Source organism: Streptomonospora halophila (genome assembly GCF_039542725.1).
In the GTDB taxonomy this organism is placed as follows: Bacteria; Actinomycetota; Actinomycetes; order Streptosporangiales; family Streptosporangiaceae; genus Streptomonospora; species Streptomonospora halophila.
Window position 1 is genome coordinate 84,341 of sequence record NZ_BAABIK010000021.1, and the last position, 20,986, is coordinate 105,326.

Annotated in this window: 17 protein-coding genes and 1 tRNA gene; 16 read left to right on the forward strand and 2 right to left on the reverse strand. The window is 72.7% G+C overall.

All coding sequences use genetic code 11. The annotated features are described in order from the left end of the window. Positions 1-83 precede the first annotated feature (83 nt). From ABEA15_RS17915 to ABEA15_RS17930, 4 genes are all read left to right on the forward strand, one after another. Entirely contained in the window at positions 84-1,508 is a 1,425-nt protein-coding gene (locus ABEA15_RS17915; protein WP_344141525.1) for a sensor histidine kinase, read from the forward strand. Positions 1,509-1,562: 54 nt separating this feature from the next. Then, a complete protein-coding gene (locus ABEA15_RS17920) occupies positions 1,563-1,994 on the forward strand; it encodes a roadblock/LC7 domain-containing protein (protein WP_344141524.1) in 432 nt (143 codons plus the stop codon). A gap of 64 nt (positions 1,995-2,058) precedes the next feature. Then, positions 2,059-2,418 (forward strand): DUF742 domain-containing protein, encoded by a 360-nt coding sequence (locus tag ABEA15_RS17925; protein ID WP_311544153.1) that lies wholly within the window; start codon positions 2,059-2,061, stop codon positions 2,416-2,418. After that, entirely contained in the window at positions 2,393-3,001 is a 609-nt protein-coding gene (locus ABEA15_RS17930; RefSeq protein WP_344141523.1) for a GTP-binding protein, read from the forward strand. The genes ABEA15_RS17925 and ABEA15_RS17930 overlap by 26 nt, the downstream gene beginning before the upstream one ends. Positions 3,002-3,104: 103 nt before the next feature. Here the strand turns inward: ABEA15_RS17930 and ABEA15_RS17935 are convergent, their stop codons facing one another. Both ABEA15_RS17935 and ABEA15_RS17940 read right to left on the reverse strand, forming a co-directional pair. After that, positions 3,105-4,490 (reverse strand): TrkH family potassium uptake protein, encoded by a 1,386-nt coding sequence (locus tag ABEA15_RS17935; RefSeq protein WP_345557696.1) that lies wholly within the window; start codon positions 4,488-4,490, stop codon positions 3,105-3,107. Positions 4,491-4,890: 400 nt separating this feature from the next. Beyond that, positions 4,891-4,962: transfer RNA gene (locus tag ABEA15_RS17940), tRNA-Arg, on the reverse strand. 107 nt (positions 4,963-5,069) lie between these two features. Between ABEA15_RS17940 and ABEA15_RS17945 the strand changes: the two genes are divergently transcribed. From ABEA15_RS17945 to ABEA15_RS18000, 12 genes are all read left to right on the forward strand, one after another. Further along, positions 5,070-5,468 (forward strand): response regulator transcription factor, encoded by a 399-nt coding sequence (locus tag ABEA15_RS17945; protein ID WP_344141521.1) that lies wholly within the window; start codon positions 5,070-5,072, stop codon positions 5,466-5,468. A 3-nt stretch (positions 5,469-5,471) separates the two neighbouring features. Further along, positions 5,472-6,770 carry a DALR anticodon-binding domain-containing protein gene (locus ABEA15_RS17950; protein ID WP_345557698.1) on the forward strand — a complete coding sequence of 433 codons (1,299 nt, stop codon included), beginning with the start codon at positions 5,472-5,474 and terminating at the stop codon, positions 6,768-6,770. 305 nt (positions 6,771-7,075) lie between these two features. After that, positions 7,076-8,473: a diaminopimelate decarboxylase gene (lysA, locus tag ABEA15_RS17955; protein ID WP_344141519.1), complete on the forward strand. Its 1,398-nt coding sequence runs from the start codon at positions 7,076-7,078 to the stop codon at positions 8,471-8,473. A gap of 67 nt (positions 8,474-8,540) precedes the next feature. Then, a complete protein-coding gene (locus ABEA15_RS17960) occupies positions 8,541-9,839 on the forward strand; it encodes a homoserine dehydrogenase (RefSeq protein ID WP_344141518.1) in 1,299 nt (432 codons plus the stop codon). A gap of 278 nt (positions 9,840-10,117) precedes the next feature. Continuing rightward, the gene (gene thrC, locus ABEA15_RS17965; protein WP_344142003.1) at positions 10,118-11,176 is read left to right on the forward strand and encodes a threonine synthase; all 1,059 of its coding nucleotides are present in this window, start codon (positions 10,118-10,120) and stop codon (positions 11,174-11,176) included. Between the two features lie 89 nt (positions 11,177-11,265). Further along, a complete protein-coding gene (thrB, locus tag ABEA15_RS17970; protein WP_344141517.1) occupies positions 11,266-12,252 on the forward strand; it encodes a homoserine kinase in 987 nt (328 codons plus the stop codon). Between the two features lie 431 nt (positions 12,253-12,683). Beyond that, a complete protein-coding gene (rho, locus tag ABEA15_RS17975) occupies positions 12,684-14,732 on the forward strand; it encodes a transcription termination factor Rho (protein WP_345557701.1) in 2,049 nt (682 codons plus the stop codon). A gap of 348 nt (positions 14,733-15,080) precedes the next feature. Then, a complete protein-coding gene (locus tag ABEA15_RS17980; protein WP_345557702.1) occupies positions 15,081-16,907 on the forward strand; it encodes an L-lactate permease in 1,827 nt (608 codons plus the stop codon). Positions 16,908-17,224: 317 nt separating this feature from the next. Further along, entirely contained in the window at positions 17,225-17,440 is a 216-nt protein-coding gene (gene rpmE / locus ABEA15_RS17985) for a 50S ribosomal protein L31 (RefSeq protein WP_344141513.1), read from the forward strand. A gap of 167 nt (positions 17,441-17,607) precedes the next feature. Then, positions 17,608-18,675 carry a peptide chain release factor 1 gene (prfA, locus tag ABEA15_RS17990; RefSeq protein ID WP_344141512.1) on the forward strand — a complete coding sequence of 356 codons (1,068 nt, stop codon included), beginning with the start codon at positions 17,608-17,610 and terminating at the stop codon, positions 18,673-18,675. Next, positions 18,672-19,529: a peptide chain release factor N(5)-glutamine methyltransferase gene (prmC, locus tag ABEA15_RS17995; protein ID WP_344141510.1), complete on the forward strand. Its 858-nt coding sequence runs from the start codon at positions 18,672-18,674 to the stop codon at positions 19,527-19,529. Before prfA ends, prmC begins: the two co-directional genes overlap by 4 nt. Before the next feature lie 97 nt (positions 19,530-19,626). Then, on the forward strand, positions 19,627-20,568 hold the full coding sequence (locus ABEA15_RS18000; RefSeq protein WP_345557705.1) for an L-threonylcarbamoyladenylate synthase: 942 nt from the start codon (positions 19,627-19,629) through the stop codon (positions 20,566-20,568). The last annotated feature ends 418 nt before the right edge of the window (positions 20,569-20,986 follow it).

The following is a 20,986-nucleotide window of genomic DNA, read 5'->3' on the forward strand; positions in this document are numbered from 1 at the left end:
CCCCGGCGCAGCCGCCGGTCACACATCAGAACCCCCCGCCGCCCATGTGGCCGGCGCCCCAGCCCGAAGGCCGCTGGAAGCGGATGCTGAGACGGCTCGGCATCGGCAGACGCGGGTCGGCGCAGCAGGGGATGACCGCCAACGACCTGTTCGCCGCCCAGCAGCAGGCGCTGAACCAGCAGTTCAACGGTCGGCCGGTGCCCAACGGCGCGGGCCATGCCCAGTACCCCGGGCAGCCCCAGGCGGCCTGGCCGCAGTACCCGCCGCCTCCGGCTCCGGGGAGCCCTCCCCAGCCCGAGGCCTACCAGCAGCCCGGCCAGGCGCCGCCGCAGGGCGGCTACCAGTGGCACCCCACCCCGGGCGAGCCGCTCCCGCAGGCCGCACCACCGCAGCCGGTTGAACCCGCCGCGCCCGCGGAGCCGGTCGGCCAGGGCGACTCGGCCGCATCGGCCGGCGCCTCCGCGAAGGCGGCCGCCGCCGGCGAGCAGGCGTCGGTGAAGCTGGTGACCAGCACCCTGGCCGGACTGGCGATGCGCGACCTGGCCCTGGTCGACTCGCTGATCGAGGTGGTCGAGGAACTGGAGGACAGCAGCGAGGATCCCGAGCTGCTGGACAGCCTGTTCAAGATCGACAACCTCGCCACGCGGATGCGACGCAACAGCGAGAACCTGCTGGTGCTCGCCGACCAGGACACCGGCGACCCCTCGGCCGAGCCCGTGCCGATGCTCGACGTGGCGCGCGCCGCGATCTCGGAGATCAAGGACTACCAGCGCGTCCAGGTGGGGCGGCTGCCGCAGATCTTCGTCGCGGGCACCGCCGCCGACGACCTCAGCCACCTCCTCGCCGAGCTGATGGACAACGCGACGGGCAAGTCGCCCGAGCACGCCCAGGTGGTCGTCAGCGGCCAGTACATGGTCGACGGCGAGCGCCTGCTGATCACCGTCCAGGACGAGGGCATCGGCATCCCGGACGACCAGATCGCCGACCTGAACGAGCGCCTGCGCGGTGAACCCGTGCTCGACGAGCAGGTCATGCGGCACATGGGCTTGTACGTGGTCAGCAACATCGCCCACCGCCACGGCATGGAGGTGCAGCTGGAGGCGCGCGCCTTCCGCGGGATCAGCGCACACGTGATGGTCGGTTCCGACCTGGTCAGCAAGACGGGTCCCCAGCCTCCCGCTCCCGCCCCCGCACCCCCGCTCCCGGCGGCTCCCCCGGCCCCGCGCCGTCCGGCCCCCGAGTCCCCGAGGGCAGCGGCTCCTGTCCAGAATGCGCAAGAGGAGCGCAGCGCCATGGATTCCTCCTCGTCGGTCACCCCCGCCGGCCTGCCGCGCCGCAGCGCACACCGCACCACGTCGCCGTTGCCGACCGCAGAGACGTGGGAGTCCGAGGCGCAGGCCGAGGAGTCCGACGAGGCGGAGTCCGACAACAGAGCCGAGCGCATCCGCGACGACCTCGCCGGATTCGTCGAGGGCGAGCAGGCCGCGCGGGGCGACGAGGATGTCTGACCGCCGTGATCGGCTCAGGACCACCACCCGAACCACTGAAGAAGCTGGACCGAAATGGACAACCGCTTGAGTGAGAGTGCCGACGCGGAGAACTTCACCTGGCTGATCTCCAACTTCGTCGACGACGTCCCCGGCGTCGAGCACGCCATCGTGGTCTCTTCCGACGGCCTGCTGCTGACCGCGTCTCGCGACTTCCCCGAGCAGTACGCCGAGCAGTTGGCCGCCATCGCCAGCGGCATGCACAGCCTGGCGCTGGGCGGGGCGAAGATGTTCGGCAAGGGCGAGTGCGAGCAGCTGATCGTGCGCATGCAGCGCGGTCACCTGTTCGTGATGTCGATCAGCGACGGTTCGTGCCTTGCGGTGCTCAGCGCACCCAACGCCGACATGAAGGTCGTCGCCTACCAGATGACCAAGCTGGTGGAGAGCGCCGGGCACGCGCTCACCCCGCAGCTCCGCTCACAGCTGCGCGGGGTCGTGTCACCGTGAGGGAACCATTGCCAGTCAACGAACGCCCGTGCGCAACGGCGGGGACGAAGAGGGTGGCAGCCGAATGAGGAACCGCAGGAGCAGGCGCGGGCGCATCCGCCCCTACACCTTCACCGGCGGTCGCACGCGCTCCCGCCACCCGCTGCTGGTGCAGACACTCGTCTCCGCTGCCGACGCGGGCACCGAGACCCCGTCCAACCTGCCTCCCGAGGCACAGCGCATCTACGAGATGTGCCGCGAGACGCGCTCGGTCGCCGAGCTCTCCGCGGCGCTGAAGATTCCGTTGGGTGTAACGCAGGTCCTGCTCAGCGATCTCGCCGACCAGGAGCTCGTCTACATCCACCCAACAATCACCGGCCACAGCCCGTCGGAAAACCAAGTTCTTGAAAGGGCGCTTCGTGGACTCGAACGTCTCTTCCAGTAGCTCCAGCGCAACGGGTCGGTCGCTCGTCTCCGCCAAGGTGGTCGTCGCCGGCGGATTCGGTGCGGGAAAGACCACGCTGGTCGGCTCGGTATCGGAGATCCCCCCGGTCTCGACCGAGGCCGTCATGACCGAAGCAAGCGAGAAGCACGACGACCTCTCCTCCACTCCGGAGAAGGTCACCACCACAGTGGCCATGGACTTCGGCCGGCTGACCCTCGAACAAGAGCTGATCATGTACATGTTCGGCACGCCGGGGCAGGCGCGGTTCTGGTTCATGTGGAACGACATCGTCCGCGGCGCCATCGGTGCGGTCATCGTCGTCGACTCCCGCCGGCTGGCGGACTGCTTCGACGCGATCGACTACTTCGAGACGACGCAGGGCGTGCCCTACATCGTCGCCGTCAACCGGTTCGACGACGACCTGCCCTACACCGTCGACCAGATCCGCGAGGCGCTGGAGATCGCCCCGCACGTGCCGATCGTCGACTTCGACGCCCGCGACCGCAACTCGGCGGGCAATGTTTTGAAGATCCTCCTCCGGTACGCGCTCGAGCGTCCGGGCCAACCCGACGCCGCGGCCTAGTCCGCGGAAACCCGATGCGAACGGCCGGGCCGCCGCACCCCCGCTGAGCGGGACGCGGCGTCCCGGCCGTCGCGGTCCGGCGCCGCTCCGGCCGCCCCGCGGCTCAGCCGACGATCGGGCGCTCCTCGGGCAGTTCGTATCGGCGGCCCGTGGTGCGCAGCGCCAGCGCGGTGGCCAGCGTGATCGGTCCGAGGCGGCCCACGAACATCAGCAGCGTGATCAGCAGGTGGCCCAGCGTGGGGAGTTCGGCCGTGATGCCGGTGGACAGACCCACCGTGCCGAACGCCGACACCGTCTCGAACAGGACCTGGTCCAGACTGAACCGGGTCGTGGACAGCAGGATGAGCGTGCAGACCATGACGCCGCCGATGCTCAGCAGCGCGACGGCAAGCGCCTGCTGCTGCGCGCCGGTATCCAGGCGGCGCCCCATCACGTGCACGCTGGGCTCGCCGCGCACGATCGCCCAGAGCACGAAGCCCACCAGGGCGAAGGTGGTCACCTTGATGCCGCCGGCGGTGCCGGCGCTGCCGCCCCCGATGAACATCAGCACATCGGTCACCAGCAGGGTGGAGGGCCGCATCTCGCCGACGTCCAGGCTGTTGAACCCGGCGGTGCGCGGCATGACGCCGTGGAAGAAGCCGTTGAGCAGCTTTCCGGCGGTGGTGTAGGTGCCCAGCGTCGCGGGGTTGCGCCACTCCAGCAGAGTGATCAGCGCCGTTCCCGCCGCGAGCAGCAGGACGGTCGTCCCGGCGGTGATCTTGAAGTGCAGCGACCACTGGCGCCGGCCGCTGTGCCGCGCGTGCCGCCACAGCTCGAACCACACGGGGAACCCGAGTCCGCCGGCGATGACCGCGAGGGCGACGGGCACCAGGATCCACGGGTCGGACTCGAAGCGGACCAGGCTGTCGGTGTAGAGCGCGAAGCCGGCGTTGTTGAACGCCGAGACCGCGTGGAACACGCCGTACTCCAGCGCCCGCGGCCAGGAGTAGCCGTGGTGCAGGGCCAGGCGCAGCACCAGGACGAGCGCGAGGACCGCCTCGACGCTGACACTGACCAGAAAGACGCCCTGCACGACGCGGCGCACCTCGCCGATCGACAGCGACTTGGTCTCCATCTGGGCGCTGAGCTGCATGCGCAGTCCGAAGCGGTGGGCCAGGAGCAGGACCACGACCGAGACCAGGGCCATGATGCCGAAGCCGCCGATCTGGATCAGTGCGCCGATGACCACGATGCCCAGGCCCGACCAGTAGGAGGCGGTGTCGAGGACGATCAGCCCGGTCACGCACACCGCGGAGGTGGCGGTGAACAGCGCGTTCTCGAACCCGGTGGCGGTGCCCTCGCGGGAGGCCCACGGTGTCATCAGCACCGCCGTGCCCGCGAGGACCACGGCGGCGAAGCTGCCCACCACGATCACCGACGGGTGTTGGAGGCGCACCAGCAGTCCGCGAAGCGGGCGCCATCCGTCGAACCGGGTCCGGGCGAAAGCCATTTTGCGCCGGGCGATGCTGCCGAGGTTCTGCCGCACAGCCCTACGCCGTCCCGAGTCGAAGGCATCCGTTGGTCACGAGTTCCGCAGTCTATCCCGCGCCCCCTCGCCCACCCCTGCGGCTCGGCGCCCCCCGCCCCATCGACCCCACGCCCGCCCGCGGGGCGCGCTTGCAGGGCGCCGGGTTTGGGGGTTGTGTGGCGTAGATCACATATGCGGCGTGCGGAGGCGGGTGGGCGGCCGGGCGGCCTGGAAACTCCGCTCGTCCTCGGCTCGAAGCGGCCCGGCCGCGCGCTCGCGCGGTTGCGGGCGGGGCCGGTACCGGGGGCCCGGGAAAAGGAAAACCAGCGGGCGCAGGTGCGTCTCCGCTGGTCATCGGTGAGAGCCGGTGCTCTCGGTGCGGTGCCCCCTGGAGGATTCGAACCTCCGCACACGGCTCCGGAGGCCGTTGCTCTATCCCCTGAGCTAAGGGGGCGCTTTGCGAGATCAAGAATAGCAGGCGCCGAGGGGTGGATCGCGCAATGTCCGCGGGCTTGGCGGATCGCCAGCGGAGGCGGGGGGCGGAGCGTTATTCTCGCGCCCGTGGGTGATGCTCTGGCACGGGTACTGGTGGTCGACGACAACGAGGTGATCAGGCAGCTGATCGCCGTCAACCTGCAGCTCGAAGGCTTCGAGGTGCACACCGCTGTTGACGGCGAGGACTGCCTCGCCCGTGTGGGCGAGGTCCAGCCCGACGTGATCACCCTGGACATCATGATGCCCAGGCTCGACGGATGGGTGACGGCCTCGCGCCTGCGCGAGGACGCGGCCACGCGCGGCATGCGCGTCCTGCTGATCACCGCCCGCGCCCAGGAGGACGACGTGCGCCGCGGGAAGGAGATCGGCGTCGACGCCTACCTGACCAAGCCCTTCGACCCCACGGAGCTCATCCGCCTGGTCCGCGAGCTCGCGGCGGGCAACCGGGCCGAGCGGGCCGGCTGATCCGTGGCCGCCGACCGTCCCGAGGGACCGGGCCTGTGGTGGCGACCGGACGGCGCCGCCCCGTGGCGTGTGGACGCCCTGCTGCGCGGCGCCGTGGCCCGGGCGGCGGCATGCCCGCCGGAGGACGTCCCCCCGGCCGAGCCGCGGCGCGGCGCACCGCCGGGGTCCTTTCGCTGCTCGACCGCGCTGCCGCTGCGGACCGCCCGCCCGCTCGGGCTGAACGTGTCCCGGCTGGCCGAGCGCGCGGTCGAATCGCTGCTCGACTGCCCCGGGGTCGCCGACGCCGGGGTCGAGCGAGGCGGGTTCGTCGCCCTCGACGCGACCCCCGAGGCGCGCGCCGCGATGGTGCGCGCCGCGGCCGCCGACGGCGACCGGTTCCTGCGCGGCTACCTGCACTACCTGGAGGGCATCGGCCACCTCGGCGACCCCCCCGGCCCGGACCGCGCAGGTGCCGCGCCCTCCGCCCCTTCGCCCACCGTCGCCGCGGCAGCGGGCGAGCGGCACTCCGTCGAACCGCTCGACGAGGCCGCCGGCGTCGAGGACCTCCGCCGCCTGGCGCGCGGCGACGCCCTCCGGCGGATGCGCGCCGCCTCCCGGACCGGTCCGGGAGGCGGCGGCCGGACCGCGCCCGCCCGCGACGTCTCCTGGCGCGACCCCCGGATCGACGGCGGGGGAGGCGCGGCGACCCCCGCTGCACGGCTGCTCGCTGCCGTCGGCGAGGCGAGCGCGCGCGTCGCCTTCTGCCGCTCGGCCGCCGACCGGCCGCGACCGGGCGAGGAGACCGGGCCGGGCCTGCCCGCGGTGCCGACCGCCGAGCATCCCGGAGCCTGGGCGCTCGGCACCGCGGCCAACCCCGCCTTCGCCGTCCGCTACGCCCACGCCCACGCCGCCTCGACCCTGCGCTGGGCGCGGGAGGCGCACGAGGCCCGCGCGGCGCGGGCGCCCGAGGCCCGCGGATCCTCCGATCCGGCCGCAGAACGCGCCGGCGCCGCCCTCGCCGCCGCTCTGCAGGCGCCCGCCGCCGCCGAGCTCGCCGGAGCGCTGTATGACGGACCCCTGGTGCTCCACGCGGCACGGAGACGTAGCGAACCCCATATGCTGGTCAGATACCTCGAAGGTCTCGCGGCTGCCTACCATGATTGGCGGGGTTCCTGCGGCGGACTGATCGTCGAGGCCGCCGGCGGCCCCGCGGATGGGGAACCCGTGTCCGCGTTCGGTCGGCTGCGGCTGTGCGCCGCGGCGGCCGAGGTCCTGAGCGCGGGCCTGTCCCTGCTCGGCGTGTCCGCGCCCACAAGGCTGTGAGCACTCCGAAGGCGAGAACCGTCCGCACCCGCTCCGGTCCCCGGGGACGCCCCGTCAACGCCACGGCAGCGGGGGCGGTGCGGGCGCTTCGGCCCGACCGGGACGCCCGCCGACCGTGCCCGCAGCGCCGCGGGCCGGCCCGAGGATCGGCACCCGACGCCGACGCCGACGCCGGGGGCACGCCTGCCGCTCGCACGCCGGTCCCCGCGCCCCGCACCGCACCCGGTTCGGCCGGTCCCGACCACGCCGGACCGCCCCGGACCGGCCGGCACGAACACCCGCCCACACGTCGAGAGTGCACACTGATGAGCCGTTACGCCCACCCCGCGGGTCCGCGCCACGCGGAGGTGCTGCCCGAGGAGAACCCCCCGAGCCCGCCGCGCGACCTGGCGCGCCTGGACCCGCGCGTGTGGCCCGCCACCGCCGGGCGCGGCGGCGCCGACGGCGAGCTGGCCGTCGGGGGCGTGGGCGTGCGCCGGCTGGCCGCCGAGTACGGCACGCCGCTGTTCGTGCTCGACGAGGAGGACTTCCGCCGCCGCGCCCGCGCCTACCGCGAGGCCTTCAGCGACGCCGAGGCCGACGTCTACTACGCGGGCAAGGCGCTGCTCACCAAGGCCCTCGTCCGCTGGGTGCACGAGGAAGGGCTCAAGCTCGACGTGTGCAGCGGCGGCGAGCTGACCGTCGCCCTGGCCGGGGGCATGCCGCCCGAGCGCATCGGCATGCACGGCAACAACAAGTCCGAGGCCGAGCTGGCCCGCGCCGTCGAGGCCGGGGTGGGGCGCATCATCGTCGACTCCTTCGAGGAGATCGAGCGCCTGGAGCGCATCTCCGCCGAGCGCGGCCGCGTCCCCAAGGTCCTGGTGCGCGTGACCACCGGCGTCGAGGCCCACACGCACGAGTTCGTCGCCACCGCCCACGACGACCAGAAGTTCGGCCTCGCGCTGAGCACCGGCGCCGCGGCCGAGGCGGTCCGGCGGGTCCTGGCCTGCGAGCACGTCGAGCTGGTCGGCCTGCACTCGCACATCGGATCGCAGATCTTCGACACGGCCGGGTTCGAGGTGGCCGCGCGCCGCGTCACCGAGTTCCTCACCCGCGTCCACCGCGAGACCGGCGCCGAGCTGGCCGAGCTGGACCTGGGCGGCGGCCTGGGCATCGCCTACGTCTCCGACGACACCCCGCTGGAGCCCGAGGCGATCGCCAAGAGCCTGCTGAGCATCGTGCAGCGCGAGTGCGACTCCCACGGCCTGCCGATGCCGCGCATCGCGGTCGAGCCGGGCCGCGCCCTCTCGGGGCCGGCCGGGATCACGGTCTACGAGGTCGGCACGGTCAAGGACGTCGAGGGCATCCGCACCTACGTCAGCGTCGACGGCGGCATGAGCGACAACATCCGCACCGCGCTCTACGGCGCCGAGTACACCTGCGCGCTCGTCTCGCGCGCCGGCGGCGCCGAGCCGGTGCTCTCCCGCCTGGTCGGCAAGCACTGCGAGAGCGGCGACATCATCGTGCACGACCTCTACCTGCCCTCCGACGTGCGCCCCGGCGACCTCGTCGCCGTCGCCGCGACCGGCGCCTACTGCTTCTCGATGGCCAGCAACTACAACCACCTTCCCCGCCCCGCCCTGGTCGCGGTGCGCGAGGGCGTCCCGCGCACGCTGGTTCGCCGGGAGACCGAGGAGGACCTCCTCCGCTTGGACGTAGGCTGACTTGCGCGCCTCCGGCGGCGGACGAAGTGGACGGCACGACGTGACAGAAGTGGGAGTCACTCCTCTTATGGCGATGAAGGTGGCGCTGCTGGGATGCGGCGTTGTGGGTGCGGAAGTGGTGCGGCTGGTCGACCAGCAGGCGTCCGAACTCGCCGCACGGGTGGGAACACCCCTGGAGATCGGCGGGATCGCCGTGCGGCGCCTGGGGCGCGACCGCGGCACCGGAGTCGACCCCCAGCTGTTCACCACCGACGCCACGGAGCTGGTGACACGGCCCGACATCGACCTCGTAATCGAGGTCATCGGCGGAATCGAGCCCGCCCGCTCGCTGATCCTGGAGGCGGTCAAGGCCGGCAAGTCCGTGGTCACCGCCAACAAGGCGCTGCTGGCCGAGGACGGTGCGACGCTGCTGAGCGCCGCGCGCGAGGCCGGCGTCGACATCTACTACGAGGCCGCGGTCGCCGGGGCCATACCGCTGCTGCGCCCGCTGCGCGACTCGCTGGCCGGCGACCGGGTCAACCGGGTGCTGGGCATCGTCAACGGCACCACCAACTTCATCCTGGACCGGATGGACAGCCAGGGGGCCGGGTTCGCCGAGTCGCTGGAAGAGGCGCAGACGCTCGGCTACGCCGAGGCCGACCCCACCGCCGACGTCGAGGGGTTCGACGCGGCCGCCAAGGCGGCGATCCTGGCCCGGCTCGCGTTCCACACCCAGCACGTCACAGCGGCCGACGTGCACCGCGAGGGCATCACCGAGGTCTCGGCCGGCGACATCGCCAGCGCCAGGGAGATGGGCTGCGTGGTCAAGCTGCTGGCGATCTGCCAGCGCACCCCCGACGGCGACTCGGTGGGTGTGCGCGTCCACCCCGTGATGCTGCCGCGCGAGCACCCGCTCGCCGCGGTCACCGAGGCCTACAACGCCGTGTTCGTCGAGGCGGAGTCGGCCGGCCGGCTGATGTTCTACGGCCCCGGCGCCGGGGGGGTGCCCACCGCCGGCGCCGTGCTGGGCGACCTGGTCGCGGTGGCGCGCAACCGGCTCGCCGGGACCTCCGCGGGTGAGGGCGGCCACGACACCGGGCTGCCGGTGCACCCCATGGGCGAGACGGTCACGCGGTACCACATCTCGCTGGACGTCGCCGACCGCCCCGGCGTGCTCGCCCGCGTCGCCGAGGTCTTCTCCGAGATGGGCGTGTCCATCAAGAACGTGCGCCAGGAGGGCTCCGGCGAGGACGCGCAGCTGGTGCTGGTCAGCCACATCGCGCCCGACTCCGCCTTGGCCGAGACCGTCGAGCGGCTGCGCGGGCTGGACATGGTGCGGTCGGTGGCCAGCGTGATGCGCGTCGAAGCGTTCTCCGAGGACGCGTGACGCCCGCGGGCGCGGCGGCGCCCGGACGGGCGCGCACCGCGCGAAAACACCGTCCCAACTGCTGAGACGAGGGACGCGGGATGCACGCGCCACGCCTTTCGGGCTCTAGACTCGGAGGCGGATACACGGCCGCGGGGGCGCCCGTCGGCGTCCGCCGCAACTGCCGCGCACATCCGCCGGGGCACGCCGCGCGAGCGGGCGTGCTCCCATCCGCGGCACGGCCGCTTTGCGAATACGCTTTTCCATCCGTTCCTTTTCGAAAGGGCCCTGTCGTGAGCATGGCACGGGCATGGCGGGGGGTCGTCGAGGAGTACCGCGACCATCTCCCGGTCACTGCGAACACCTCGGTCGTCACCCTGCTGGAGGGCGGGACCCCCCTGGTTCCCGCCGCACGCGTCTCCGAGCTGACGGGGTGCGAGGTGTTCCTCAAGGTCGAGGGCCTCAATCCCACCGGGTCCTTCAAGGACCGCGGCATGACGATGGCGATCACCAAGGCCGCCGAGGAGGGCGCCAAGGCCGTCATCTGCGCGTCGACCGGCAACACCAGCGCCAGTGCCGCCGCCTATGCCGTGCGCGCCGGGATGACGTGCGCGGTGCTGGTGCCCCAGGGCAAGATCGCCATGGGCAAGCTCGCCCAGGCGCTGGTGCACGGCGCCAAGCTGCTGCAGGTCGACGGCAACTTCGACGACTGCCTGGAGCTCGCCCGCAAACTGTCGGTGGACTACCCGGTCGCGCTGGTGAACTCGGTGAACCCCTACCGGCTGCAGGGCCAGAAGACCGCGGCCTTCGAGATCGTCGACGCGCTGGGCGACGCGCCCGCGGTGCACTGCCTGCCGGTGGGCAACGCCGGCAACATCAGCGCCTACTGGATGGGCTACAGCGAGTACGCCGACTCCGGGGCCGCCACCTCCGCCCCGCGCATGTTCGGTTTCCAGGCCAGCGGGTCGGCCCCGATCGTCTCGGGCGCTCCCGTCGAGCAGCCGCGCACCATCGCCACCGCCATCCGCATCGGCAACCCGGCCTCCTGGCTCTACGCCGAGCGGGCGCGCGACGAGTCCGGCGGGCGCATCGACTCGGTCACCGACCGCAAGATCCTGGCCGCCTACCGGATGCTGGCCGCCGAGGAGGGCGTGTTCGTCGAGCTGGCCTCGGCCGCGAGCGTCGCGGGGCTCATCCAGTCGGTCGAGGCGGGCCACATCGCGCGCGGCACCCGCGTGGTGTGCACGGTGACCGGCAACGGCCTCAAGGACCCCGACTGGGCGCTGGCCGGTGCCTCCACGGCAACGACGGTGCCCGTCGACGCGCACGCGGCGGCCTCGGCCCTCGGCCTGGCCTGAGCCGGCGCGGCTCCGCCCGCCGCGGACCGCGGCCGCACCGGCCGCGACGCGCCCCCCACGAGACCCCCGACCCACGGAAGAGCGTACGCATGCTCCAGACGCGCCCCACCGGGGTGCACGTCCGCACCCCCGCCACCTGCGCGAACCTCGGTCCCGGATTCGACGCGCTCGGGCTCGCCCTGCGCCTCTACGACGAGGCCGACGTCCGCCTGACCGATGACGGCCGGCTGGTGGTCGACGTCGAGGGCGAGGGCGCGGCCGACGTGCCGCGCGACGGCACCCACCTCGTGGTGCGGGCGATGCGGGCGGTCTTCGATGAGGCGGGGGAGCCGCTGCCCGGACTTCACCTGCGCTGCACCAACCGCATTCCGCACGGGCGCGGACTGGGCTCGTCGGCCGCGGCCATCGTCACGGGCGTGTGCGCGGCGACCGCGCTGCTCAGCGGCGCGGATCCGGCGCTGGGGCGCCTGGACCGCGACCGCGTGTTCCGGCTGGCCGCCGAAATCGAGGGACACCCCGACAACGTGGCGCCGTGCGTCTACGGCGGGTTCACCGTCGCCTGGCGCGGCGCCGGGGAGTGGCGCGCGACAGGGGTGGCGCCGTCGGCGCGCCTGCGGCCCGTGGTGTGCGTGCCCGAGGACCGGCTCTCCACCGAGGAGGCGCGCGGTCTGCTGCCCGACACGGTGCCCCACGCCGACGCGGCGTTCACGGCGGGGCGCGCCGCGCTGCTGGTGGCGGCCGTTTCCGGCCACCCCGAGTTGCTGCTGGACGCCACCGAGGACCGGCTGCACGAGCAGTACCGGCGCCCGGCGATGCCCGAGACTCTGCGCATCGCCCGTGAGCTGCGTGAACTCGACGGGCTCGCGGCGGTGGTCTCCGGGGCCGGGCCCACCGTCCTCGTGCTGGTCGACGGGGGGCCCGACGCACACGGCCCCGCATCGCCGGAAGCGGCGGATGTCCCGCAAATCAGTGACGACCTGGTTGATTCGATTCGGCACCGGACGGGTAAGCATTGGCACATACGCCCCTTAGCCATCGATCCGGCAGGAGCGTGGATCGAAACTCCCCGTTCATAGACCTGTGTCAAGGAATAGCTGTGGGCTCCGGTGATGTTAGGCTGGGTGAAGCACCAGATGCCCCGATGCGGGGCGTGTGCTCATCCGCCACAGTGTTTTCCGCGTCCAAGGTGTACGTGGTCTTGGCCATGCGATCACTGCGCACGGTTACCACTGTGTTGAGTTCGCGGCGCACCCGTGAATCCGTCCACCCTGACTGTGTCGCCGGCTCGCCCGACGAGGGCGGCAGAACGGGTCACGGGCGGCACTACCGGACTCATCGCCCTCACGCCTGGCTGTACCCAGAGCCCGCCGCGATCGGGTAGGGGATCGACGGTTCCCGACACATCCGCGTGGGGCATGCCCGACCCGGCCCCCGCCGGTTCGCACCACCGGGCCGGCCGTTAGCGACACGATGACGGCCTGAGCCCGCTCCTTGGGAAGGACCCTTAGTGAGCGACACCACCGAACTCCACACGGACGCGGCGGTCAGCAAGCAGCAAGAGACGACCGCGTCCGCTGCGGACGCCGGCGACGCCGCGACCTCGTCCAGAAAGAGCACGTCGTCCCGGTCGCGGTCCGGCGGAACCGGGCTGTCGGCGCTGAAGCTGACCGAACTCCAGCGCCTGGCGTCGAGTCTCGGTATCACGGGCACGGGGCGGATGCGCAAGAACGACATCATCGCCGCCATCGAGGCGAAGCAGGGCGGCCCGGTCTCGGCGCCGCAGGCCGACGGCGCGGCCAAGCCGGCCGCGGACCGTCCTGACCAGAGCGCCGGGCAGCAGGGCGGCGCCACCACCGGGCAGCAGGCTGCCGCGCAGCCCGCCCCCGAGCAGCAGGACAACAGGCAGGACGCAGGGCAGAGCGCCCCCGCGGCCGAGGCCCGCTCGGCCAAGGCCGAATCGGGCGGGCGCGGCTCCGAGTCCGCGCAGGCCGACCGCTCCGAGAAGCCGGCCCGCAGCCGCCGGTCCCCGCGCAAGCGCGGTGAGGACTCCGCAGACCAGAACCGGCACTCGGACGGTACCGATCCCTCTACCCCCGCGAGCAGCGTGACGAAGACATCCAATTCCCAGAAGACCGACTCCCAGGGCGGCCAGTCCGGGCAGGGCGGCGGCCAAGGCGGCCAGCAGGGCGGCGGTCGCGAGCGCCAGCGCAACCGGCGCAACCGCGGCAACCGCGACGACTCCGGCGGCGACGGCCAGCAGCAGAGCCAGGACTCCGGCCAGCAGCAGGGCGGTAACAACCGCGGCGGAGGCGGAGGCGACGACGACTTCGCCGGCGGGCGCCGGCGCGGGCGCCGCCGGGACCGCCGCGACCGGCGCCGCGACCGCCAGGACCCCGAGCCCGTGATCAGCGACGACGACGTGCTGCTTCCGGTCGCCGGGATACTGGACATCCTGGACAACTACGCGTTCGTCCGCACCACCGGCTACCTGCCCGGCGCCAACGACGTCTACGTCTCCCTGGCCCAGGTGCGCAAGAACGGTCTGCGCAAGGGCGACGCCATCACCGGCGCGGTGCGCCAGCCGCGCGAGGGCGAGCGCCGCGAGAAGTTCAACGCGCTGGTGCGCCTGGACACCATCAACGGGATGACCCCGGAGCAGGCGCGCAACCGCCCGGAGTTCTCCAAGCTGGTGCCGCTGTACCCGCAGGACCGCCTGCGGCTCGAAACCGAGCCCGGCATCCTGACCACGCGGATCATCGACCTCGTGGCGCCCATCGGCAAGGGCCAGCGCGGCCTCATCGTCTCGCCGCCCAAGGCCGGCAAGACCATGGTGCTGCAGTCGATCGCCAACGCGATCACCGAGAACAACCCGGAGACCCATCTGATGGTCGTGCTCGTCGACGAGCGGCCGGAAGAGGTCACCGACATGCAGCGCACGGTCAAGGGCGAGGTCATCCACTCGACCTTCGACCGCCCGGCCGAGGACCACACCACCGTCGCCGAGCTCGCCATCGACCGCGCCAAGCGCCTGGTCGAGATGGGCCTGGACGTGGTGGTGCTGCTCGACTCCATCACCCGGCTCGGCCGCGCCTACAACCTCGCCGCGCCGGCGAGCGGGCGCATCCTCTCCGGCGGTGTCGACTCCACGGCGCTGTACCCGCCCAAGCGGTTCTTCGGCGCCGCCCGCAACATCGAGAACGGCGGCTCGCTGACGATCCTGGCCACCGCGCTGGTCGACACCGGCTCGCGGATGGACGAGGTCATCTTCGAGGAGTTCAAGGGCACCGGCAACATGGAGCTCAAGCTCAACCGGTCCCTGTCGGACAAGCGGATCTTCCCCGCGGTCGACGTCGTCTCCTCCAGCACCCGCAAGGAGGAGATCCTGATGTCGGGCGAGGAGCTCAACATCATCTGGAAGCTCCGCCGCGTGCTGCACGCCCTCGACATCCAGCAGGCGCTGGAGCTGCTGCTGGAGCGGATGAAGGAAACCAAGAGCAACACCGAGTTCCTCCTGCAGGTGCAGAAGACCACGGTGGGCGGACCCAACGAGCACTGACGGTGCGCGGCGGCCCGCAACCGGCCGCCGCGCACCGTCGCACGTGTGAGCGCGGCGCCGCGTCCCGGGCCGGGACGCGGCGCCGCGCTTTTTCGCGCCCGCTCGGGGCCGCCGCGGACGTCGGACGCTCCTGCGTACTCCTCCCCGCCCGAGCGTCCGCCGCAGGCGCGCGGAGCCCGCCCGGTGCGGGCGTGTATCCGCTGTGAATCCGTGTGATCCGGATGACCTGTGGATGTGCGGATTCCGCGGACTTTCGGCCTTTACCCGATGGGATCATGTGATCTAAGGTTCACGGCGTACGGCGCGTACTGCATACCGTGTACTACTCCACCCCCGGGAGTGAAGCGGATGGACAGCCTCCCCGTCCTCAGCCTGTTCGCCATCGCGCCGATCCTGGTGGTCGGCGTCCTGCTCGTCGGATTCCGCCTACCCGCCAAGTACGCGATGCCCGCCGGCTACGCCGTGGTCGTGCTCGTCGCCCTGACCGTGTGGCAGATCGAGTGGACCGCGGTGGCCGCCTCCACGGTGCAGGGCCTCATCCTCGCCGTCGGACTCCTCTACATCATCTTCGGCGCCCTCCTGCTGCTGGCCACGCTCACCAAGAGCGGGGCCATCCACACGATCCGCGCCACCTTCACCGGCATCAGCGCCGACCGCCGCGTCCAGGCGATCATCATCGGCTGGCTCTTCGGCAGCTTCATCGAGGGCGCCTCGGGATTCGGCACCCCCGCCGCCATCGTCGCCCCGCTGCTGCTGGCGCTGGGCTTTCCCGCGATGGCGGCCGTCATGGTCGGCCTGGTCATCCAGAGCACACCGGTCAGCTTCGGCGCCGTGGGAACTCCCATCCTGGTCGGCGTCGACGGCGGGCTCGCCGGCTCGGAGGCGGTGCAGCAGCGGGCGCAGGAGCTGGGGCTGGCCGTGCCCGAGCTCGTCGAGCGCATCGGGCTGCAGACCGCGATCGTGCACGGCATCACCGGCACGCTCATCCCGCTCTTCCTGTGCTGCCTGCTCTGCGGCTTCTACGGCGAGCGCCGCCGCTTCGCCGACGGCCTGCAGGTCTGGCCCTTCGCCCTGTTCGCCGCCTTCTCCATGACCATCCCCTCCGTGCTCTACAACGCCTTCCTCGGTGTGGAGTTCACGTCGCTGCTGGGCGGCCTCACCGGGCTGCTGATCGTGGTCGCCGCCGCCCGCCGCGGCTTCCTGCTGCCCAAGACCACCTGGGACTTCGGGCCGCGCGAGAGCTGGCCGGCCCGCTGGACCGGCCGGCTCAGCCCCGGCGACGGCGACGGTCCCGAAACCTCCGGCGGAGGCGCGCCGTCCATCGGGCTGCTGCGCGCGTGGTCGCCCTACCTGCTGGTCGCGGGGGTCCTGGTGGCCACCCGGGTGCTGCCCGGTGTGCCGGAGTGGCTGCAGTCGTTCGAGCTGGGCGCGAGCGAGCTGTTCGGCACGTCGATCGGCGACGCCGTGCAGCCGCTGTACTCGCCCGGTGCGGTCTTCATCCTGGCGTGCCTGGTCACCTACGCGCTGCACCGGATGAGCGGCACCCAGATCGCCGCGTCCTGGCGCATGGCCGGGGGCCAGCTCGCCGGCGCCGCGGTGGCCCTGCTGTTCGCGGTCCCGCTGGTGCGGGTCTTCATCAACTCCGGGTCGGAGTTCAGCGCCGGCGGACTGGACAGCATGCCGCTCACCCTGGCGCAGGGCGCGGCGGCCGCCGCGGGCGGCTCCTGGCCGATCCTCGCCCCGTGGATCGGCGCGCTCGGCGCGTTCGTCGCCGGCAGCAACACCGTCTCCAACCTGATGTTCTCGCTGTTCCAGTTCTCCACCGGCGAGCACATCGGTGTGGCGCCCGAGACCGTGGTGGCCGGGCAGGCGGTCGGCGGCGCCGCCGGGAACATGATCACCGTGCACAACGTCGTCGCGGCGTCGGCGGTCGTCGGCCTGGTCGGGCGCGAAGGGGACCTGATCCGCCAGACCTTCATCCCGATGACCTACTACCTGCTGACGGCAGGCGCGCTGACCTACCTGATGGCCTACGGCCTGGGCCTCAACGCGGGGCTGCTGATGCTCGCGCTGATCCTGGGCGCTCTGGCGGCCCTGGTGGTGCTGATCCGGCGCACGCCGCGCGGCGGCGCCCCGGGGCGGGGGCGCACGCCCACCGGCACCGACGTCCGCTGACGCCGGACGAGCCGGGCGGACGCCCCCGTGCATGGGAGGGGCGGGGCGTCCGCCCGCTTTCGCGGCGGTCGGACGCGGCCCCGGCAGCGGCGGCCGCGCGGGCACCGGAGAGGGCGCGCAGGCGCGGGCCGCGAGCGTGCGCCCCGGTGTCCGCGCCGTGGGGAATAGCCGCTGGTCGGTTCTTGTTCGAAGGTCTGGCAAACTGGTATATCGACCGCCGCGGTACCGGTTCACGCCGTCGTAGGCAGCGATGCGGCGCGCAGCAGTGCGCGCCCTGCCCAGTGCGCCCGGCGACCGCCACTAGCGAGGAGATCCACGTGAAAGCCGACATCCACCCCGAGTACGTCGTAACCCAGGTCACCTGCACCTGCGGGAACACCTTCACCACCCGCAGCACCGCATCGACGGGTGAGATCCGGGCCGACATCTGCTCCGCCTGCCACCCGTTCTACACCGGCAAGCAGAAGATCATGGACACCGGCGGCCGGGTCGCCCGCTTCGAGAAGCGCTTCGGCAAGCGCTCCAACAAGTAGCTCCGCAGGCGGCGCCGGAGCGCGCGGTCCCGATTCCGGGCCGCGCGGCCGGCGCCGCTGTTCGTAGGCAGGCCCTCGCGGGCCGCGCGGGCACACCCGCGGCCGGCGGCGTTCGCCGGCCCCGCGCGCCCGACCACCACGCCACCCACGGAAGCTGGATACCAAACGTGAAGCTGGACGACCTCCTGGGCGAGTACTACGAGCTGGAGCAGCAGCTCGCCGACCCGGCCGTGCACGCCGACCAGTCGCAGGCGCGCGCTCTGAGTAAGCGCTACTCCCAGCTCACGCCGATCATCTCCGCCTACCGCGAGCTGACCCGGGTCGAGTCCGACCTCGAAACCGCCAAGGAGCTCTCGGCCGAGGACCCGGCCTTCGCCGACGAGGCCCGGCAGCTGGAGAAGAGCCGCGAGGAGCTCGTCGACCGCCTGCACCACCTGCTCATCCCGCGCGACCCCGCCGACGAGAAGAACCTCATCATGGAGGTCAAGGCCGGCGAGGGCGGCGAGGAGTCCGCGCTCTTCGCGGGCGACCTCGTGCGCATGTACCTGCGCTACGCCGAGCGGCACGGCTGGAAGACCGAGGTCATCGACTCCACGCCCTCCGAGCTCGGCGGCTACAAGGACATCACCATCGCCTTCAAGAACAAGGGCGCGCCCCAGCCCGGCCAGGGCGTGTGGCCCCAGCTGAAGTTCGAGGGCGGCGTGCACCGCGTGCAGCGGGTACCGGTCACCGAGTCCCAGGGGCGCATCCACACCTCGGCCGCCGGCGTCCTCGTGGTGCCCGAGGCGGAGGAGGTCGAGGTCGAGATCAACGACAACGACCTGCGCGTGGACGTCTTCCGCTCCTCGGGCCCCGGCGGCCAGAGCGTCAACACCACCGACTCCGCGGTGCGCATCACCCACGCGCCCACCGGGATAGTGGTGTCCTGCCAGAACGAGAAGAGCCAGCTGCAGAACAAGGAGCAGGCCATGCGCATCCTGCGCTCCCGGCTCCTGGCCGAGGCCCAGGCCAGCGCCGACGCCGAGGCCGCCGCCGAACGCCGGAGCCAGGTGCGCACGGTCGACCGCTCCGAGCGCGTGCGGACCTACAATTTCCCGGAGAACCGCATCTCCGATCACCGTGTCGGCTACAAGGCCTACAACCTCGACCAGGTCCTCGACGGCGACCTGGGCGGTGTCCTGCAGGCGCTCATCGACGCCGACACCAAGGAAAGGCTGGAGCAGGCCGAGTCATGAACTTCCTGCTCGACGAGGTCGCCCGGGCCACGCTGCGGCTGGCCGAAGCGGGCGTCCCCTCGCCCCGCACCGACGCCGAGGAGCTCGCGGCGTTCGTGCACGGCGTTCGTCGAGGACGGCTGCACGAAGTCGCCGACTCCGACTTCGACGCGCTCTACTGGGAGTGCGTCGCCCGCCGCGCCGCGCGGGAGCCGCTCCAACACATCACCGGGCGCGCCTACTTCCGCTACCTGGAACTCCAGGTGGGGCCCGGAGTGTTCGTGCCCAGGCCCGAAACCGAGATCATGGTCGGTTGGGCGATCGACACCCTGCGCGCCATGGACGTGGCCGACCCGCTGGTCGCCGACCTGGGCACCGGTTCGGGCGCCATCGCCATCTCCATCGCCCAGGAGGTCCCGCGCTCGCGCGTGCACGCGGTCGAGTTCGACCCCGACGCGCTGGGCTGGGCCAAGCGCAACATCGACGCCAGCGGCCACGCCGACCGCATCACCGCCCACCAGGCCGACATGCGCTCGGCGCCGGCCGACCTCGACGGGCGGCTGGACCTGGTGATCTCCAACCCGCCCTACGTGCCCACCGCCGAGGCGGCGCTGATACCCCCGGAGGTCGCCAACCACGACCCCGGCCCCGCGCTGTGGGCCGGCGACGACGGCCTGGACGCCATCCGCGACCTGGAGGCGGTGGGGCGCCGGCTGCTGCGGCCGGGCGGGGCCATGGCCCTGGAGCACGGCGACGGCCAGGGCATCGACATCCCGCGGCTCTTCCCCGAGGAGCGGGGATGGCGCGACGTGCGCAACCGCAAGGACCTGGCCCACCGGGACCGGTTCGTGGTCATGCGCAGGGCCGAGGACTGACGGCGGTGCCGGCGGCGCGCTCCGCGGTTCTCACGACGTGACAGGCAGGCGGTCAGCGCGCCCGTCCGGGCGCCGACGAGAGAAGAGGTGACCTCAGGTGAGCCGCAGTTACGACTGCGCCGACGCGCAGGGGCGCAAGGACGGCATCGCCGACGCGGCGTCGAGCGTCCGCCGGGGCGAGCTGGTGGTGCTGCCCACCGACACGGTGTACGGCATCGGCGCCGACGCGTTCAGTCCGGCGGCCGTATCGGCGCTGCTGGACGCCAAGGGGCGCGGACGCGACATGCCGCCGCCCGTGCTCGTGGGCTCCGTGCGCGCCGCCCAGGCGCTCATCGAGGACCTGGGCAACTACGGCCAGGACCTCATCGAGGAGTTCTGGCCCGGGCCGCTGACCATCGTCTGCGCCGCCGCCCCGAGCCTCTCGTGGGACCTCGGCGACACCAAGGGGACCGTGGCCGTGCGCATGCCGATGCACCCGGTCGCCCTCGAACTGCTGAAGGAGGTCGGCCCCATGGCGGTGAGCAGCGCCAACCTGTCGGGGAACCCGGCCGCCACGACGGCGCAGGAGGCCGAGAAGCAGCTCGGCGACGCCGCCGCGGCCTACCTCGACGGCGGTGCGTGCGAGGACGACGTCCCCTCGACGATCGTCGACCTGACCTACGCCGTTCCGCGCGTACTGCGCGACGGCGCGATCTCCGTGCAGCGACTGCGCGCGGTCTGCGGCACCGTGATCGGCGTACCCAAGCGGCGCTCCACGGCCAGTGGTGAGACGGGCGACGAGGCCGCCCAGGACGGCGCTGAGGAGTCCTCGGGCGCCGAGCCGGGGGAGAGCGCCGGGAGCCCCGAGGCCGGCGCAGACCCGGCGGGAGAGGCCGCTGAGGGCGCAGAGCCGGCCGTGAAGGGCGAAGCGGCGCAGGCCGCTCCCGGGGAGGCGCCCGACGCGCCGCCCGGCAAGACCGCGACCGCGGCGCCGGACTCCGGTTCGGCCGCGGCGGGGGAGTCGCCTGAGGCCGGGGCCGGGCGCGGCCCCGCGGCCTGATCGGTGCGGGCGGCTCCGGGGCCCCGCGGGCCGCGTGGCCGGGACCGGGGCGGGGGCGCTCTCCTGCGGGCGGTCCTGTCGGGTTTTCCGCCGGGGTGCGGCGTGCGGCGCCGGTGGGAGACCCCGTGCCGGGTCCCCCGGCGGCCGTCCAGCACGACCGAGGTCCTTCGGCCGGTTTCTAACGCGCGCGGGCGCTAAGAAAGCGCAAAAAATGCCGGGCCCGCGATCGGCGGCGGCTACGGAACGCGTCCGGGGGCGGGTGCGCCGACGCCGCCCTGCGGGCGGCAGCGGGCACCCGGCCGGAGCCGGCGGGCGCCGCAGGGCGGCCCCGCCCGGTACGCCCCGCGGGTCCGCAGGGCGGGGACGCTCGCCCGCCGCCGTCGCGGAGAAGTCGGACGTAGCCATGTCGTTCTGTGAG

Bases quoted from the DNA above. Each gene is read 5' to 3' on its own strand.
- prmC (WP_344141510.1), top strand. From the start codon at position 18,672: ATGAACTTCCTGCTCGACGAGGTCGCCCGGGCCACGCTGCGGCTGGCC.
- thrB (WP_344141517.1), top strand. From the start codon at position 11,266: ATGCTCCAGACGCGCCCCACCGGGGTGCACGTCCGCACCCCCGCCACC.
- lysA (WP_344141519.1), top strand. From the start codon at position 7,076: ATGAGCCGTTACGCCCACCCCGCGGGTCCGCGCCACGCGGAGGTGCTG.
- ABEA15_RS17915 (WP_344141525.1), top strand. From the start codon at position 84: ATGCTGAGACGGCTCGGCATCGGCAGACGCGGGTCGGCGCAGCAGGGG.
- ABEA15_RS17925 (WP_311544153.1), top strand. From the start codon at position 2,059: ATGAGGAACCGCAGGAGCAGGCGCGGGCGCATCCGCCCCTACACCTTC.
- ABEA15_RS17980 (WP_345557702.1), top strand. From the start codon at position 15,081: ATGGACAGCCTCCCCGTCCTCAGCCTGTTCGCCATCGCGCCGATCCTG.
- ABEA15_RS17960 (WP_344141518.1), top strand. From the start codon at position 8,541: ATGGCGATGAAGGTGGCGCTGCTGGGATGCGGCGTTGTGGGTGCGGAA.
- ABEA15_RS17935 (WP_345557696.1), bottom strand. From the start codon at position 4,490: ATGGCTTTCGCCCGGACCCGGTTCGACGGATGGCGCCCGCTTCGCGGA.
- thrC (WP_344142003.1), top strand. From the start codon at position 10,118: ATGGCACGGGCATGGCGGGGGGTCGTCGAGGAGTACCGCGACCATCTC.
- ABEA15_RS17920 (WP_344141524.1), top strand. From the start codon at position 1,563: ATGGACAACCGCTTGAGTGAGAGTGCCGACGCGGAGAACTTCACCTGG.